Genomic DNA, 18,697 nt, shown 5'->3' on the forward strand with positions numbered 1-18,697 from the left:
TGTTTAAAATCATCTAAAAATAGATATCCAGTAGCTAAAAGCAAATATGCCGTTCACCTTAAGTGAACGGCATTAACCGATGAAGCTGTCTTTGTAAATACAGGTGATGTGCTTGAAGGTAGGTTTCTTCATAAAAATTATAGTGAGACAAAAGGATTACCTGGGCAAGCAAAAAAAGCAATTCAAAATGGTGATATTTTGTTTTCTGAAATTAGACCTGGTAATGGTCGATATGCTGTCGTTAATCTTGATAATCCAGAAGATTATGTTGTATCAACAAAATTTATGGTGATTAAATTAGATCGTGATGTGATGGATGATGAATACTTTTACTTACAATTAACAAGTAATAAAACGTTATCAGAATTTCAAAAAATAGCTGAATCACGGTCTGGTACATTTCCTCAAATAACTTTTGATGCTATCTCTCATTACCCGTTTTATGCACCAGAAAAAGAAATTCAAAGGAAAGTTGCAAAATCATTAACTTCATTAAATAATAAAATCGAACTCAATCGCCAAACCAATCAAACCCTTGAGGAGATGGCGCAAACCTTGTTTAAAAGCTGGTTTGTGGACTTTGATCCTGTCTTTGACAATCTATTAGCCAAGGCAAACTATCAACTGGAAAACTTACCTGCTGATTTCCCAGAGGAACTTCACCCGAAAGCGGTAACACGTTTAGCGGCATTAAGCGGACGCACTCCCTCGCTGGATCATGAAAGCGAGAGATTGGCATCTGGAAATGAGAGTGAGAATACGCCACTGTCACATCCCGATTTCCCAAGCGAATTTGAATTTAACGAGCAACTAGGCTGGGTGCCGTTGGGGTGGGAATGCTCAACAACGGGTGATGAGTTTGTTGTTAAAGGTGGCTCTACTCCAAGTACTAAAAATCCTGATTTCTGGGAAGGTGGGGATGTTCATTGGACTTCACCGAAAGACTTATCTGGCAATGATACAAAAATAATGTTGGATACTAGCCGTAAAATTACTGACCTTGGTTTAACAAAAATCACTTCAGGATTATTACCCGTTGATACTGTATTAATGTCATCGAGAGCGCCTGTTGGTTATTTGGCATTAGCTAAAGTCCCTGTCGCTATCAATCAAGGTTATATCGCAATTACAGATGCTAAAACGCTGACCTCAGAGTATACAATTCAATGGTTGGACTCTGTTATGGATGAAATTAAGAGTATATCTGGTGGTACAACTTTTGCAGAGATTAGTAAAAAAACATTTAAAAGTATTCATTTGATTATCCCATCAAAAGAAGCTGTTGAAGCTTATACCAAAATAGCTAAAGCAAATTATCAACGAATTACAGCTAATGTCGAAGAGATAAATACATTGACAGAAACTCGAGATTATTTACTGCCAAAACTGATTTCAGGTGAGATTAAATTAGAGAATATAAATCATGACTGATACTAGCTTTAAATTGCAATTAAGCACAAAAGCTATCGTAGGGAGTGAGGGAGCTATTCATTTAATTGAACAAAAAGAAAGGTTAGAGGCTGCTGCGCGTAAAACTGACGCACCACTGTGTTTAGATCTTTCTAAGGCATTTTTAGAAACAGTTTTTAAAACAATTTTAAACGATAGAGTTGAAGGCGTTAATCAAAATGAAGAGTTTGGCCCATTATATAAACAAGTTAAAAATAATGTTGAGTTTAGTCGCAATGATGACATTAATAATCTTTTATCTCTTTTAGCAGGTCAAATTGTAAATGTTACGGGCCAATTACGAAACAGGTATGGAGCGGCATCCCATGGAGATGATGGTTACCGCGATAATCCGATTGATATGCCTAGTGCCGAATTTATTATGTCTTCGGTCGATGGGCTTGCTTCTTGTTTATATACGAAACACAAAGATACAGTGGTTGCTGAGTCAGCTCAAAGAATGAATTACGTAGACTTTAGTGACTTTAATGAATGGTTTGATGATCAGAATGATATTAAAATTTTGATGGGTGAAGATAGTTTTTTCTCATTTTCAGCAAGTCAGATTCTATTTGATCAAGATATTGAAGCATATCGAGAAGTTTTACTTCAATACGAATCTAACCTTGATGAAAATGAATAATGATCGAAATTAAACAATGGGAAGATATTAAAGCAGAGTTCTCCGATACTTTAATTGTCGGTAATGGTGGTTCGATTGCTATTTCATCTGATTTTTCGTACAACAAGCTTTATCAATGGGGAAAGAATAACCGATATATAAAAGAAAATGCGCAAGGTATATTTGAACATTTTTCAGCTGATAAACGAGATTTTGAACGAGTTTTATATAAACTCAATCAAGCTGATTATGTTAATAAAAAAGTTAAGATTACCGATTCAGAGTGCAAAAAAGTTCGTAAGGCCTATACGGATGTTCGTCGTTCGTTGATTGATACGGTCATAGGTTTACATCCAGAACAGGCAAGCGTTGAAAAGGATATTCATTTAATTAAACAATATCTGCTCAATTTTAAAATTATTTTCAGTTTGAATTATGACCTATTAGTGTATTGGGCTGCCCAAGAACGGATAGATGTTACAGATTTATTCCTTGATGGTTTTTCTCTAAAAGACAATGTGAAGAATAGTACGAGTCTCTTATTTGATGAGACTTCCTTTGCAACAATTGCAGGTAAAAACGTTCAGCTATATTTTCCTCATGGCAACTTATTGTTATATAACACTAAGTCTGATGATGAAAAGAAAATTACTATAACCTCGTTCCCACGCTCTGCGTGGTAATGCGTAGCGGTTGGTTGTGTGCAAGATGAATTCCCACGCAGAGCATGGGAATCAGAAGATAATGACAATGCAAAAGGTAGCTAGCCATGTTCGATCTCGATGAAATAAAACAGCGTAGTGAAAGCCGATCTTATCAGTTAGGTCAATGAACCTCGTTCCCACGCTCTGCGTGGTAATGCGTAGCGGTTGGCAGTGTGCAAGATGAATTCCCACGCAGAGCATGGGAACTAGGAATTAATAGAGCATGGGAATCAGAAGATAATGACAATACAGAAGGTAGCTAGCCATGTTCGATCTCAATGAAATAAAACAGCGTAGTGAAAGCCGATCTTATCAATTAGGTCAATTACTCTATCAGTCGGGTAAGGTAGGTCGCTTATCGGTGACCGCAGAAGGGGCATCGGCAATGGTATCGGGACAGCAGGATTACCATGTTTCTTTACAAAACGTTTCCTTACAAAAAGCTCTCCTACAAAACGTCACAGGGCAAAAAAAGGATGCTATCCAAGGTGAGATGCTACTGGTTAGCTGTAGTTGTCCTGCTGCTGCATATCAAGATGTCTGCAAACATGCAGTCGCGGTAGCGCTGTTGGTTGAAAATACGCCTGAAACAGAATTTGTTAACGAAAATGAAAAGCAAATTAAATTGATAAACTGGTTTAAGCAAAAGCCTATTGATGAGCTCACCGATATTTTGATGACCTATATTGATGAATCAACCAATGAACAGGATAAGTGGCAGTTAATTATGCGCAGTGAAGAAAATAATGTCAGTACCTCCGAGGTAAGCAAATTGATCACTAAGGCCTTGCCTGCAAAAGGTGTGTGGGAATGGAATAAGGTCAGGGATTATTTTACCCATGCCGATCAGATGTTCACAACCCTTTTTGAGCTGATTAAAACGTTATCGGTCACCGAGCAATGGACGCTTATTTTAAAAGCGATCCAGCGATTAAATAAGGTGCTAGAACAAATTGATGATTCAGGTGGCTTTCGTTTTTATATCGAGGGTGAGTTGAATCAACGGTTAGTCGATTTATTTAATGTGCTCCCTTGGTCCGATGAAAAAAAAGCGCAATGGATATTTAGTCACACTGAGGACTATCAATACGATGTGTTCCCCAGTGTGCCTGAAGATTTTACCTTAAGCCCTGAAGTTAAACAGCTCTTTTTAACACAATGTCTGAAAGCTATTGAGCAGAAAGCGGCGTTGGGTGATTTGAGTGATTGGAATGAAAAGTGGTCACTGAGGCGATTAACTGAACCGCTTATTGATGATGCAGTGCGAAAGGGCGATTGGCTAGCACAGTGTCAGTTTATGAAGATAACGGCGGTCAGAAATTCTGATTATTTAGCCATTGCCGATGTTTGTTTAGCACATGATGCGCAACTGGAGGCGGAACATTGGCTGCAGCAAGCCTATAAAGCGGCGACCACTGACTATGAAAAAAGAGAGTGTCAAAAATTTGAAATTAAAGTCCGAGTTGCATTGGGTGAATATAAAAGTGCATGGCAACTCGGTTGGCAGATGTTTAGCGATAAACCTAGCTTTACGGGGTATCAAAGATTGGTTGTATTGCAGGAACAAACAGGCGTCATTGATTCGCAGTTTATTGAGAAAACAGAGCAAATACTGGCTGATTGTTATACTGAAATCGGATATGGCATTGCGGTCAATGCGGATGCATTACTGAACTTTTATATCGATAGAAATGAACTAGAAAAAGCGCGTGTTTGGGTGCTGTCGCATAAAGCGAATACAAGCAGTTTACTGGAACTTGCTAATTTAATTGTTACGTCGAACCCTGATGATTGTGTTGATTTATATCGACGTGTCGTTAAGCCAATTATTGAACAGGGGAATAATTCAGCTTATCAGGAAGCGACCGATTTACTACTGAAATTAGAAAAAATGCTAACAGCCAATAATACTGCCCTTAGTACTTTTTACCAGATGGTGACGCAGGTTGGCCAAGCGTATAAACCAAAACGTAATATGCTCAAATTGTTAAAAAAACACTTCGCCGATTGTTTTTAGCGAATGGTCTTGTTCTTAAGCCTCGATATAGCCTTAGAAATCAATTAAACGACAGGAGATTGTAATGACCGCTTTAAGTCATACACCGTTATTAAATGAATTACGTGCTTTATTGGCAAATAGCCGCGCCACACTACAAAAAACTGTCAATCGCACTATGGTACTCACTTATTGGCAAGTCGGGCAATTAATTGTTGAAGATGAGCAGCAAGGTGAAAGCCGTGCAGCTTATGGGAAACAAGTGCTGAAGTCATTAGCTAAAACATTAACAAGTGAATTTGGTAAAGGTTTTGATCTTACTAACTTGCGTAATATGCGGCGTTTCTATTTGGCATTTCCAATTCGAGAGACAGTGTCTCTCGAATTGAGTTGGTCTCATTGCCTCGTTCCCACGCTCTGCGTGGTAATGCATAGGAGTTAGCAATGGGACGTAGCCGTTATAAAATAACTCAGGTCGATGCACCACATTTTGTTACCTTAACGGTGTTGCATTGGATACCTGTTTTTACGCGACCAGAAACAGTGGCTATTGTTCTTGATTCACTGTCGTTTTTAATGCGTGAAGGCTTAAAAGTAAATGCTTACGTCATTTTAGAAAATCATCTGCATTTGGTTGTGCAGAGTGAGCAACTGGATAAAGATATTGCCCGGTTTAAATCCTTTACCGCGCGACAATTACTTGCTTATTTAAAGCAACAAAGGGTAACAATTATTTTGGATCAATTAGCGTTTTATAAAAAAGCGCACAAAAACGATCGCGAATATCAATTTTGGCAAGAAGGTGTGCATCCTGAATTAATTCAGAATGAAGTAATGATGCGACAGAAAATTGAATATATTCATCAAAATCCGGTTAAACGCGGCTTTGTTGATCTGCCTGAGCATTGGCGATATTCCAGTGCAAGAGATTACCAAGGTCAAGCTGGGCTGATTGAAATTGATAAAAATTGGTAGAAGAATCTCGTTCCCACGCTCTGCGTGGTAATGCGTAGCAGTTGGTAAAGTGTAATCTGAATTCCCACGCGGAGCATGGGAACTAGGGGAAGAGTTAGATTAGGATGCAACTACCGAGGATTTCTCAGTGGTTCGTCAAGAAGCTCTGCATGGTTATGCTTATGGGTAATAGCAAAGGACGTTAGTAAATGAAATTCACTGAAGCCAAATTAGAACAAGCCATTATTGAACTGCTCGGCGAACAGGGCTATTCACATCTTAATGGTGCTCATCTGACACGTTCAGAATCTGAGGTGATCATCAAAGATGATTTACGTGCTTTTTTAAGTAAACGCTATAAGCAAGCGAATATCACTTCCGGTGAGATTGAATCGATTATTCGTAAATTGGAAACCCTACCTGCGAGTGATTTGTACGACAGCAATAAAACCTTTTGTAAATGGCTGAGTGATGGCTTCCTATTAAAGCGCGAATCGGGCAGTAAAGCCGGTAGTGCTGCGCAGAAAGATTTATATATTCAACTAGTCGATTTCGACAATGTAGATGATGCTATTCAACAGAGTTTATTGATTAAAGATAACGTCATTGAGTTTCAACAAGATAGAGCATTAAAGCTTGAACAAGTAGCAGAAAATCAGGTTGATTACACTGCGAAGAGTGCTGCTGAAAAGAGCGACCAAGACTGCAATACTTACCGAATGGTAAATCAGCTTGAAATTGTTGGCGCAACCGGCGAAAAACGTATTCCTGATGGTATTTTATATATCAATGGGCTGCCTTTGGTTGTGTTTGAATTTAAAAGCTCTATTCGAGAGCAAGCGACAATCCATGATGGTTATATTCAACTGACCACGCGTTATCGTCGTGATATTCCCCAGTTATTTGTGTTTAATGCCTTTTGTGTTATTAGCGATGGCGTTAATAATAAAATGGGAAACCTGTTTTCTCCTTATCAGTTCTTTTATTCTTGGGGCAAGGTCACGGGAAATGAGTTGGTTGCACAGGATGGGATTAACTCGCTGCATACTCTGCTGCAAGGCTTGTTTGATAAAGCACGTCTGCGTGATGTGATACGTAATTTTATCTACTTCCCCGACTCGGGCAATAAAGAGATAAAAATTGTGCCGCGTTATCCGCAATATTATGCGGCTAAAAAACTCTTTGAAAATATCAAACTGCATCAAAAACCGATTGGTGATGGTAAAGGCGGTACTTACTTTGGGGCAACAGGTTGTGGTAAGAGCTTTACCATGCAGTTTTTATCGCGCTTGCTAATGAAGAGTGTGGCATTTAAAAGCCCGACCATCGTATTAATTACCGACCGTACCGATTTAGATGATCAACTTTCGCAACAGTTCGGTAATGCGAAAACCTACATTGGCGATCAAACCATTGAAACGGTGCAAAGCCGCAGTCATTTACGTGAGTTATTGAAAGGGCGTAACAGTGGCGGTTTGTTCTTAACCACTATCCATAAATTTACCGAAGATACTGAGTTATTAACGGATCGTTACAATGTTATTTGTATCTCCGATGAAGCACATCGTAGCCAAGTGAATCTCGACCAAAAAATAGTTATTGATACCGAAAATGGAAAAGTTAAGAAAACCTACGGGTTTGCTAAATATCTCCATGACTCATTACCAAACGCAACTTATGTAGGCTTTACAGGAACCCCCGTTGATGCAACCTTAACTGTGTTTGGTGAGGTTGTTGATTCCTACACCATGACTGAATCAGTGAAAGATGAAATTACTGTGCGCATTGTTTACGAAGGACGTGCTGCGAAGGTGTGTTTGAACAATAGCAAGCTCAGTGAAATCGAGGCTTATTACAAAGAATGTGAAGATGCAGGTAGTAATGAATTACAGATAGAAGAAAGTAAAAAAGCCACGGCGAACATGAATTCAATTCTCGGCGACCCTGACCGCATTCGCGTATTAGCCAGTGACTTTGTTGAACATTATGAAAAACGACTTGAAGAAGGGGCAACGGTCGCAGGAAAAGCAATGTTTGTGTGCAGCTCACGCACGATTGCTTATCAGTTGTATCAAGAAGTGAAATTACTTCGCCCTGACTGGTTTGTTGAAGTAGATACTGATAATGCCACTGAACTCAATGAAAGCGAACGCCAACGTGCCATTAACGATGGTCGAGTTGCCGCACCCTCTGAGCGAGTGAAGATGGTGATGACGCGGGGTAAGGATGATGTTAAAGAATTATATGATCTACTTGGTAGTAAAGATCAGCGTAAAGAATTAGATAAGCAATTCAAAAATGCGAATTCAAATTTCAAAATAGCTATTGTTGTAGATATGTGGTTAACCGGATTTGATGTGCCATTTCTCGACACTATGTATATCGATAAACCGATTCAAAAACATAGCTTGATTCAAACTATTTCACGAGTTAACCGTCAGTATGAAGGTAAAGATAAAGGGTTAGTGGTCGATTATATCGGTATTAAATCAGCCATGAATAAAGCGTTAGCCCAGTATGCTAAAACAGATGAAACCAATTTTGAAGATATAGCGGCCTCTGTTATTGAAGTAAAAAACCACTTAGATTTACTTTCTCAAGTGTTTCACTTATTTGATTCCTCTTCCTACTTCTCAGGTGAAGCGGTTGCTCAATTAAATTGTTTAAATTATGCCGCTGAATTTGTGCTGGTAACAGAGAAAAAACATAAGCGTTTTATGGATTTGGTAAAACGCTTAAAAGCGGCCTATGACATTTGCTGCGGTAGTGAAAAATTCAATCAAAAAGAACGCGATACGATTCATTTTTATTTAGCCGTGCGCTCTATTGTCTTCAAGTTAACCAAAGGTGATGCGCCTGATACGGCAGTGATGAATGCGAAAGTTCGCGACATGATTGCTGCTGCATTACAAAGCGATGGCGTAGAGGAAATATTTAAGCTCGGTAATGAAAGTGGCGGTGAGATTGATATATTCAATGATGATTACCTTGAAAAAATAGGCAAAATTAAACTACCCAATACCAAGATAAAATTACTACAACAGCTATTAGCCAAAGCCATTGGTGAGCTGAGAAAAGTTAACCAAGTACAAGGTATCGATTTTTCCAAACGCTTCCAAGCATTGGTTGAACAATATAATGAACGTAAAGAGGAGGACGTATTAGTCAGTAATGTCCTGGACGACTTCTCTGAAAGCATGGTTGATATGATCTACGGCATTCAAAAAGAGATGAATTCTGGTGATGAGTTAGGTATCAACTTTGAAGAAAAAGCCTTTTACGATATTTTAAAATCGTTAGCCGTTAAATATGACTTTGATTACCCTGAAGATAAGCTCTTAGAGTTGGCTAAAGAGGTTAAAGTGGTCGTTGATGATAAAGCCAAATTCACCGATTGGAGCCACCGCGACGATATCAAAGCCAGTTTAAAAGTTGCGTTGATATTGCTACTCGCAAAATACAAATACCCACCAATCAGCCGTGATGAAATCTATAAAGAGATTTTTGAACAGGCAGAAAATTTTAAAGAGAATCGTTCAGTGATCTAGCTTATCGAAATTGAGAACAACTAAAGCAATAAAAACTAATAATACAAAATAAAATAATGAGTTGAGAGTTTAAAATGGAAAATGAACAAAAAGTAGATCCCAATACGATAGTAGATGACACTCCGTTTGAAGTAAAAAAGGAGGATTTTACACAGGGAGATTTAATCCAACAATGGAGAGAAGCGTTAGATTACTTAAAAAGGGATGTTGATGTCGTTAAAAGGGCGGGAAATAGTCCAGATGAAAAAATGATAAGTGTAATAGAGGATATCGACTATTTGGATAAAAAAAATACGTTATTAGATGAAAATGATGATTTTATATTATCTGACTCTGGTTTTTTAACATATCAAACTAAACATAGGGCGGTGTTTGATTATTTATCGCAATTAGTAAAGCCTTCTGAATTAGAGACTAAATCAAAATTTTATTTTGTTTCAAGACGTAAACATATCGATCAGCAATTGAAGCGGAGCAATTGGATGCACTCATTAGGGCATTTTTTGTTTATTCCTGTTGTTGTTTTAGTGTTGGTTTTGGCAGGATCCTTGATGGTTAAGCAAACTCAGGGTAACTCTATTGTTAGTATTCTTTTGATTCTGTTTTGCATTTTGCATTTAAAGGCGGCAGGGAAGCTATTAAAACCATTTAAAAAAACGGCTACTACTCCTTTTAAATTTAGAGTGAGTTTATTAGGTATTCACTCATTAAATACTCTACTGAAAGTCATATTGTTATGCTTTATTCCAATAATAGCAGCTGCTAAGTATCAGCATTACTGGATTGATGATGTGATTATTATCAGCTTATCTATTTTGTGTTTCTTTCATTTTAAGGCAAATGATGAACAAACAGAACAAGCCGTCGTTAATGATTTAATTGTAAAAGAGGCTGCTAATGATTAAATGGCTTTTATTATTAACGTGTATTTTTATTAGTACGAACTCTTTTGCCTCTTTTAATATAGATCTTGCATGTGAGGAAAAGAAAGAACAGCAAATGTCGCTTTTGGCGAATATGTCTACATCGCTTACCGAAGCTAATTTAGCTGGACAATGTACAGGTTATAAATCTTATTCTCGTATTGATATTGCATTATCATGCTCTGAATTTAGAGAGCAGAAAAGATCCTTATTATCATCGCTAAGTACGTCTCTTTCTGAAGCTAACCGAGCGGGAATGTGTATTGGTGCTATTTATCGCGTTGCAGAAGAGTGCGATGCAGATACTTCCTATATAAATTATTCAAATATTGCTGAAAATGTGTATTCATTAGACTCTATTAAAGAGCTGATGGGATGCAATCGAGGGTATTATGGCTGGTAAAAATACAAGTATTGCAGCCGTTGCTTGTCAAGCACTAGGCATTGATAGAAACCTTTTACCTGAGCGACTAAGAAGTCGTTTAAATTACTACGTTAAAGATAAAAATCTTAAAGCTAAATTGCTTGATCAGCAAGATGTCAATTCTGAGTCTGTTGATTATGTGCCTAAACCCATTAAAGCAGGTAATCATACTTTTATCCGTAATCTTGTTATTTTAGATACTTTATTTGAAGATAAAAAATTAGTGGTGAATTGGCTTAATGGCAAGGAAGTGGATGCTGCGAGTTTTGATCAATTTGCGAGTGAATGGAAAGCAAAAAAAATACTATTTCAAGCGCTTGATAAACGCGTTGGGGATTTGCGAATTTTTTTGTTAAGTAATAAAAAAGATTGGGCGCAGGATGAAATTCCTTATCCGTTTACAGAAGGTAAGTATAGCTCAATGGAGATGATTGCTGATTCAATTGAGTTTGATGCGAATGCAAGTGCATATGATTTAGCATTAAAAGCAGTTATTAAAGGGGAGTTTGGCACCCTTGGAAAACTTATTACTGATAACCCAAATGATTTTATTAGTGAGCATGGCGAGTGGTTGGTGCAGCTTTATAATAGTAAAAAAGCAGAATACGAAGAGTACAACCAGCTACTTAATAAATATTAAATAATGTCATGTTTCCCTTTTTTGTGAATTTCACAGTTTGATACTTGCTCCTGAAGTCACCGCATAGTGTGGTGATATTAGGAGTACAGTATGTATCATTTAATTCTTTTTTCATTACTTAACCCAGCCCATAATCTCTCTCCTTCTGATTCAGTGATTAAAGCAAACCTTCTTGTCCTTGTATTAGGAGGTTCTCATGAATAACTTTACCGATGAACTTGTTATTAATTATCATATTACGGAAGTTTGTAATTACACCTGTAAATTTTGTTATGCCAAATGGGACCGTCCAAACGAAATTCATGCTCAAGGCAGTGACGCTGAATTGATGCTAGAAAAGCTTGCTCAGTATTTTTTTAATGAAGCTGGTAATAAAGTTAAAGCAGTATTTCCCTATAAAAGTGTTCGTATTAATTTTGCTGGTGGCGAGCCTTTAATTCTTAAAAAACGTTTTTCACAACTGATTCTAAAAGCTAAAGAGCTAGGTTTTAACTTGTCGCTTATTACTAACGGACATTATTTAACCAATGAATTCATTGATAATTACGGCGCACTCTTTTCGATGATTGGTATTAGCTTTGATAGTCAGTCTATTGATGGTAGAAAAAATATTGGGCGGGTAGATCGTAAAGGTAATTCATTTGATGAAGTTGATTTAATCAATACTGTTGAACGTTTACGTAATGTTAATCCATCTATATCGGTAAAAGTAAATACTGTTGTTAATAGCTTAAATTATCAAGAGTCATTTGTTGATTTAATTACTCAGTTGCAACCTGATAAATGGAAAGTTTTTCAGGTTCTTCCTGTATTAAATAATCATTTGCTAGTAACTGATGAACAGTTTACTGAATTCGGTGAACATCATGCTCAATTAGGTGATGTGATGGTCATTGAGGATAACGATGCAATGACTAATTCATATTTAATGATCAACCCTCAAGGTCGATTTTATCAGAATAGTTCAACGCAAGTCGGCTATCTATATGGTGATTTGATTTTGGATGTTAGCGTTGATAAAGCATTGAGCGTCTGTGAGATTAACTGGGAAACATTCTGCAGTCGTTATCAGAAACCTCATACGGACAATGCAATTAAACTGATTAGTAATAATGAATATTTATCCAAACAAAGTGAACAGCTAGTCTTTTCAAATCAAGGAGAACTTGTATGAATATTATTACCGATGATAAACAATTTGTTGCCCTATTTGGTGAGCCTATAGCATCCGAATATAACAACGCTTTGATGCTAATGGATGTTCATGCAGATGCTAGTTTAATGATGTTCAGGAAGGCAATTGAAAGCTTATGCCTAAAGTTGGCAAGACATTATCATTATGAATTTATTAGCGTTGACCTGCATGATCAAATTAACGAATTAGCAAGGGAGACTTTTATCAATGGCATTACAAAAGAATCATTCCATAAGATTAGGAAACAAACAAATACAGGCGTGCATCAGCCTGAAAATACGAATAAGAGAGAAAATTTAAACTGCTTTGATAGTACTGCTAATAAAAGCATATTGAAAAACCAAGCTATGGAAACACGAATAGAAATTTTAAACCTATTGGAATTAACCTGCTTAGAGTTAAAGGTTGTAAATAAAATACCAAAGTATGATTTATCCGCCGTCGGTGGTCAAGAATGCAAAGATCTCTTGTTCCGTTGTTTAACTTCAACAGACCACAAAGATCATTTTTTATTAGGGCTTGTTTATCAAGTTTTGGCAGAGGATCAAGAACATATAGCGCATTATGATAATAATTTAGCTAACCGCCCGAACTCACATTATCTCTTTGCAAGTGAATGTTATAAAAATGGATTTTTTTATAGTACAGGTTTGCACATTTCAGATATTACCGTCAATAAGGGGAAAGGAATTACCATAAACCCTAATGGTTACGAGTCATTATTTCACTATGTAATGCTATCCATATCTAACAATGTAGATGAAATTAATTCAGATGACGAGGAGTCAATTTTACGTGCATTGGTTAAAAGGAGATATAGCGAAGCATATCCACAATTAGGTTGGAAAAAATACTTAGCTGGCCACTATAAAGAAGGGTTAAAACTCATCACTCACGCTAAAGCAAAAAAGAATAACTTTAGTTTGCATAAACAGGGACTTATTTATCTTGAAGGAAAGGTGGGTACTGCGGACATCAACTTATCGCTTGAGCATTTTCTAAAAGCAAGCGAATTAGGTTGTGCAGATTCAATATTTGAATTGGGTAAGTTATACCACAGAGGAGAGTATGTTAATGCTGATGTTGAACTTGCTAGGGAGTATTTGAATAAAGCGATTAAATTAGGTAATGAAGGAGCCTTTAATTACATGAAGGAGGAGTTTATAAACCCTTTGGAAGTCGCCTCTAGATTAACCGATTTTTTGAAAAAGCAGTCAATTTTGAAATTGCAAAGCATAGGTTAAAGCCCCAGTGAATTCAAACTCAGAAGGGAAGTTAATAACATCCTTGAGAGTAGAGCATGTGGGCGTTTATATTTGCAGAGTCTAATTCTGCTATGGCTGAAACATATTTGATGGTTACCCTACGAACTACTTTTTCGCTAGAAATTAACAATACATTCACAATGTTGTAGCGCTACAAAGTGCCAACATTAAAAGTGAAATATATACATTGGAGGCTGTTGTGCTTGACCAGAATAAGCCTCCATTTGTACTGACAAATTATAAATTAGAAGGAATGTGGAAAATGAATAAATTTATCGTTTTTGAAGGATTAGACGCCTGCGGAAAAACAACACTAAGCTCAATGTATGCGAAAGAGAGAAACGCCGTTGTTCATTCAGCAGTGGTGCCAGAGTCATTGGAGCTGAGAAAAGTCATTGATTCCTACGAATCAAAGGAGAGCGCTTTGTTATTCTTCTTGATGAATAATTTTTTGAAGAGTAATGAAGTTTCGAAGTCATTAGAGTCTGAAGAGGTGATACTAGACAGGTATATATTTTCAACTTTGGCATACCAGACCATTATGCTTGGAGAAGATATCGTCAAAAGTATCTTTGATACGCTTAACATTGCCGAAAAGATTCTTCTCCCTGAAGTAATCGTCTTTGTTAAGGCTGATGCTGAAACTATAAAAAATAGGATAAAAGCTAGAGAGGGCGAAGGTCAGTGGTACGGCGATGAAATAACGCAGAATAATTGTGTAGAAACAGCCTACCAAAAAATCTTTAAATGGTTTGATATTCCCATTGTAGAGATTGATACGTCAGAAAAACATGGTCGCTCTACAACAGAAAATAAACAATTAATGAAAGATCGAATTGATATTGTTCTTTCGAGGGAAAGTCGTTAAAACTAGGTTGTATTTACGTGGACTAGGTCAGATGTGATTCGGAATTACTGCCTTCTATAACACATTTTGTGTAACTATCTGGTTTAAATAACACTTTTTAAACGGCCTTGAATCATTAATCGATTCAAGGCCGTTTTCCTATTTGTTATAGTATTGTTTGCTTTTTATGGTTCTAGCGACATCATATTGCTATGACCATAAATCAATAGAAAAATTATCGTATGAGCATTTTATACTTTGAATCAGTGCTAGCATTCATCTCACTATTAAGCTTTATTTACAAATCTTCGTTACATTTATATTCTAAACTAAATACTCAACCTAATATCTAATAGAGACACTCACTTTAAATCGAAATGAAATATTGATTAAGTGTTTAATGTAAACGATATGTATTTCATCTCAAGAGCGGTTATATATTTTGTTAATTCATCGGAGTATAATCTTAGCCATATTAAAGATTCTTGATGTTTATATAGGACCTGATAGAAAATATTAATCTATTTATTAATCTATTTATTAATCTATTTATTAATCTATTTATTAATCTATTTATTAATCTATGTAACACAACAATTAATACTAAAAATAACAATTAATATTAAATGTGCATAACAGATTTTGGTCACTTAAAATAAGTGATATAGAAATAATCAGATTGAAAAGACTCATTTTAGATAAATGTTTATACTTAAAATTACTTGCAGAATCAGGTATTCTGCAGAAAATTAACTAATAACCTCCAATTAACTTATTAAAATAGTGGATATACCGATGATTGTATTAGGACACCAAAACCCAGATTGTGATAGCTTGTGTAGCGCTATCGGCCTTGCAAGTTTATTTAATAAAATGGGTAAATCTGCAATGCCTGCATTACAAGGTGAACCAAATCCTGAGGCATTATTCTTATTAGAGCAATCAGGTTTACCTCAACCTGAAATTCGCACTGAAGTGGCTGGCGAAGAAATTTTCATTGTTGACTACTCTGACTGGGGTCAAGGTACTGCTGACATGAAAAAAGCAACTATCTTAGGCATTGTTGATCACCATAAATTGGGTGATATTACAACTTCAACGCCTTTAGAGTGTTGGATCTGGCCTGTAGGTTGTAGTGCAACAATTGTTTACAACATGTATAAATTCAATAACCAAGTACCTGATGCACCAGTGGCTAAAATGATGATGGGCGCAATCATCTCTGACACGGTAAACTTCCAAGGTCCTACTTGTACAGATATTGATGTTGTTGCAGCTAATGAACTCGCTGCACTTGCTGGCGTAGATGATATTCAAGCTTTTGCAGAAGCACAGTTTGAAGCTAAATCTGATATCGCAATGGTACCTGCATCTGAGTTGATTCTTCGAGACCAAAAAGTATTTGAAATGGCGGGTGAGAAATTAGCTATTGGTCAATTAGAATTAACATCATTAGAAACAGCATTTGCTAAAAAAGATGAAATGTTAGTTGAAATGAAAAAATTACAAGCAGAGAAAGATTACCACTCAACTATTGTGCTATTAACCGATATTAATAAGCTAGATACTACAGCGTTAATTATTTCTAAAGATGCTGATAAAGTAGCAAAAGCATTAAGCAGTAAGGTTGTTGATGATATGTTTGAATTACCGGGTGTTGTTAGCCGTAAAAAACAAATCATCCCATTCTTACAAACTTCATTTGAAGCTTAATCGTGCAGTTATAAGTAATTAACCTTTTATATTAATTACTAAGAACAATAAAAAAGGCGAAACTCTTGAAGAGACTCGCCTTTTTTATTACCTGTGTTAAGCCTAATTGTTTATACAGCAAACAGCACGTTAATCTTATTTGTTAAAATCGATCACTTCAGTTTAATATTTGATAACATCATTCATCTTATTCTTATTTTCAATATTGAGGTTTCATGCATATTCATATTCTTGGTATCTGCGGCACGTTCATGGGCGGTGTTGCTATTCTTGCTAAATCATTAGGATATAAAGTGACTGGTTCAGATAAAAATGTTTATCCACCAATGAGCACCCAGCTCGAAGAACAAGGCATAGAGTTGATTCAAGGATTTGACCCAAGCCAATTAGATAGTCAGCCTGATTTGGTTGTTGTCGGTAATGCGATGAGTCGAGGTAATCCCTGTGTTGAAGCTGTTTTAGATAGGCAGATTCCTTATATCTCTGGACCTCAATGGTTATTAGAGCATGTCTTAAAAGATAAATGGGTATTAGCTGTTGCTGGTACACACGGTAAAACATCAACATCGAGCATGCTTGCTTGGATTTTAGAGTACGCAAACATGCAACCGGGTTTCTTAATCGGTGGGGTACCAGAAAACTTTGGTTTATCTGCTCGTTTAGGTGAAACACCCTTTTTTGTCATTGAAGCTGATGAGTACGATAGTGCCTTTTTCGATAAACGTTCTAAATTTGTTCATTACCATCCAAGAACATTAGTAATGAATAACCTTGAATTTGATCATGCTGATATATTTGAAGATTTAAATGCCATTAAAAAGCAATTTCATCATCTAATGAGAACAGTACCCAGTACTGGACGTGTTTTTTTACCGAACAAAGATGAAGCGTTAATGGCCGTTAAGCACATGGGCTGCTGGAGTGAAGTTGAATATTTAGGTGAAAATTGGTCTTCTGAAAAAGTAAAAGATGATGGCACACAATTCGAGGTTAAATTAAATGGAACTAAACAAGGGCAAGTTAATTGGGATTTAATGGGCGATCATAATGTTGATAATGCATTAGCGGCCATTGCTGCTGCACGACATGTCGGTGTGACGCCAGAAATTGGTATTCTTGCTTTAGCTGAGTTTAAAAGTATTAAGCGTCGAATGGAAATTAAAGGCAAGGTTAATAATATTACTATTTATGACGATTTTGCTCACCATCCTACTGCAGTTAAAACAACACTTGCAGGTTTACGCGCCAAAGTTGGAAATGAAAGAATTATTGCAGTACTAGAGCCTCGTTCAAATACAATGAAACTAGGTATCCATAAAGAAGCTTTAGTTAATTCGTTAGCGCTTGCGGACACAGTATATTGTTTTGAAGATAAAAATATTGAATGGTCTATAAAAGAGTTGTTTGATGAACAAGGTAAAACGGTTCATGTTGAAACAGATATCGATAGATTAGTTAACGAATTGACTGCACTGGCAAAACCACAAGATCATATTTTAATTATGAGTAATGGTGGCTTTGGTAATATCCATCAAAAATTGTTAGATAGTTTAGAAAAGAATACTTAGATTCAAACTTGGATTCAGAAAATAAGATAGTCGCTACATTAAATAAGCTATCAATAGAACGACAATATAGGATTATTATGCAATATAACGAGACGGTAACATTAGGTGTAACGGGTGCATCAGGCAGTGGTTATTTTTTAAGCCTATTACAATCAATGGTCGATGCGAATGTAAAAGTGTATCTAATATTATCTGAAGCAGCACAAATAGTATTAAAAACTGAGGTCAATGAAGATTGGCCAACTGATATTGAATTACTTAACGAGTTTTTAGTTGAACGCTTTAATGCCAAAAAAGATCAAATTACAGCATTAACATCAAAGGATTGGTTTTCACCAGTCGCATCAGGCTCTTCTGCCCCCAAGAAAATGGTGGTTTGCCCATGTAGTTGTGGAACGCTTGCATCTATTGCACAAGGTTTATCAAATAATCTGATAGAACGCGCCGCTGATGTTGTCTTTAAAGAAAGAGGGCAGTTAATTGTAATGCCAAGAGAAACACCATTTTCTACATTACACCTAAAGAATATGCTGACATTATCTGAGTTAGGCGCAACCGTTATGCCACTCGCACCTGGCTTTTATCATCAACCTACTACGATAGAAGAGCTTCATGAATTTATGGTTGCAAGAGTAATGGACCATTTACAGATAAAGCATCAAGCTAGCAAAAGATGGTGTGAGTAATATTCGAGCATAAAAGTGCTGTTTTTGATTGCTTTTTAAACGATAAATAAAAAGATTGAAAAATAGTGATTTAATTAACATAAAAGGCTTGCGAATAGTTTCGCTATCCCTATAATACGCCGCACAGACAAGGACGGAGGCGCAAGCCACTAACCGAAACTGA

General features: G+C 36.5%; 16 protein-coding genes. All 16 read left to right on the forward strand.

The features are described 5' to 3' along the window. Positions 1-108: 108 nt before the first annotated feature. Complete coding sequence (locus tag Q0794_RS17525; RefSeq protein WP_298944082.1) at positions 109-1,431, forward strand: restriction endonuclease subunit S; 1,323 nt, start codon at positions 109-111, stop codon at positions 1,429-1,431. Beyond that, complete coding sequence (locus tag Q0794_RS17530; RefSeq protein WP_298944084.1) at positions 1,424-2,092, forward strand: abortive infection family protein; 669 nt, start codon at positions 1,424-1,426, stop codon at positions 2,090-2,092. Before Q0794_RS17525 ends, Q0794_RS17530 begins: the two co-directional genes overlap by 8 nt. Continuing rightward, positions 2,092-2,754 (forward strand): DUF4917 family protein, encoded by a 663-nt coding sequence (locus Q0794_RS17535; RefSeq protein WP_298944085.1) that lies wholly within the window; start codon positions 2,092-2,094, stop codon positions 2,752-2,754. The genes Q0794_RS17530 and Q0794_RS17535 overlap by 1 nt, the downstream gene beginning before the upstream one ends. A gap of 286 nt (positions 2,755-3,040) precedes the next feature. After that, positions 3,041-4,792 (forward strand): SWIM zinc finger family protein, encoded by a 1,752-nt coding sequence (locus tag Q0794_RS17540; RefSeq protein WP_298944087.1) that lies wholly within the window; start codon positions 3,041-3,043, stop codon positions 4,790-4,792. A gap of 64 nt (positions 4,793-4,856) precedes the next feature. After that, entirely contained in the window at positions 4,857-5,213 is a 357-nt protein-coding gene (locus tag Q0794_RS17545) for a DUF1016 N-terminal domain-containing protein (protein ID WP_298944088.1), read from the forward strand. Between the two features lie 2 nt (positions 5,214-5,215). Next, complete coding sequence (locus tag Q0794_RS17550; protein WP_298944090.1) at positions 5,216-5,746, forward strand: transposase; 531 nt, start codon at positions 5,216-5,218, stop codon at positions 5,744-5,746. A gap of 188 nt (positions 5,747-5,934) precedes the next feature. Next, the gene (locus Q0794_RS17555; RefSeq protein WP_298944092.1) at positions 5,935-9,273 is read left to right on the forward strand and encodes an HsdR family type I site-specific deoxyribonuclease; all 3,339 of its coding nucleotides are present in this window, start codon (positions 5,935-5,937) and stop codon (positions 9,271-9,273) included. Positions 9,274-9,347: 74 nt separating this feature from the next. Further along, the gene (locus Q0794_RS17560; RefSeq protein WP_298944095.1) at positions 9,348-10,178 is read left to right on the forward strand and encodes a hypothetical protein; all 831 of its coding nucleotides are present in this window, start codon (positions 9,348-9,350) and stop codon (positions 10,176-10,178) included. Next, positions 10,171-10,599 carry a hypothetical protein gene (locus Q0794_RS17565; protein ID WP_298944097.1) on the forward strand — a complete coding sequence of 143 codons (429 nt, stop codon included), beginning with the start codon at positions 10,171-10,173 and terminating at the stop codon, positions 10,597-10,599. Before Q0794_RS17560 ends, Q0794_RS17565 begins: the two co-directional genes overlap by 8 nt. Next, positions 10,589-11,260 (forward strand): hypothetical protein, encoded by a 672-nt coding sequence (locus Q0794_RS17570; RefSeq protein WP_298944099.1) that lies wholly within the window; start codon positions 10,589-10,591, stop codon positions 11,258-11,260. Before Q0794_RS17565 ends, Q0794_RS17570 begins: the two co-directional genes overlap by 11 nt. Before the next feature lie 196 nt (positions 11,261-11,456). Beyond that, positions 11,457-12,434 (forward strand): viperin family antiviral radical SAM protein, encoded by a 978-nt coding sequence (locus Q0794_RS17575; RefSeq protein WP_298944101.1) that lies wholly within the window; start codon positions 11,457-11,459, stop codon positions 12,432-12,434. After that, complete coding sequence (locus tag Q0794_RS17580; protein WP_298944103.1) at positions 12,431-13,699, forward strand: DUF4145 domain-containing protein; 1,269 nt, start codon at positions 12,431-12,433, stop codon at positions 13,697-13,699. Before Q0794_RS17575 ends, Q0794_RS17580 begins: the two co-directional genes overlap by 4 nt. Before the next feature lie 283 nt (positions 13,700-13,982). After that, positions 13,983-14,588 (forward strand): deoxynucleoside kinase, encoded by a 606-nt coding sequence (locus Q0794_RS17585; RefSeq protein WP_298944105.1) that lies wholly within the window; start codon positions 13,983-13,985, stop codon positions 14,586-14,588. 774 nt (positions 14,589-15,362) lie between these two features. Next, the gene (locus Q0794_RS17590; protein ID WP_298944107.1) at positions 15,363-16,280 is read left to right on the forward strand and encodes a manganese-dependent inorganic pyrophosphatase; all 918 of its coding nucleotides are present in this window, start codon (positions 15,363-15,365) and stop codon (positions 16,278-16,280) included. Positions 16,281-16,495: 215 nt separating this feature from the next. After that, positions 16,496-17,848 (forward strand): UDP-N-acetylmuramate:L-alanyl-gamma-D-glutamyl-meso-diaminopimelate ligase, encoded by a 1,353-nt coding sequence (mpl, locus tag Q0794_RS17595; protein ID WP_298944109.1) that lies wholly within the window; start codon positions 16,496-16,498, stop codon positions 17,846-17,848. A 77-nt stretch (positions 17,849-17,925) separates the two neighbouring features. Beyond that, on the forward strand, positions 17,926-18,534 hold the full coding sequence (locus tag Q0794_RS17600) for a flavin prenyltransferase UbiX (RefSeq protein ID WP_298944110.1): 609 nt from the start codon (positions 17,926-17,928) through the stop codon (positions 18,532-18,534). Positions 18,535-18,697: the final 163 nt, after the last annotated feature.

Source organism: uncultured Psychromonas sp. (assembly GCF_947489755.1).
GTDB lineage: Bacteria > Pseudomonadota > Gammaproteobacteria > Enterobacterales > Psychromonadaceae > Psychromonas.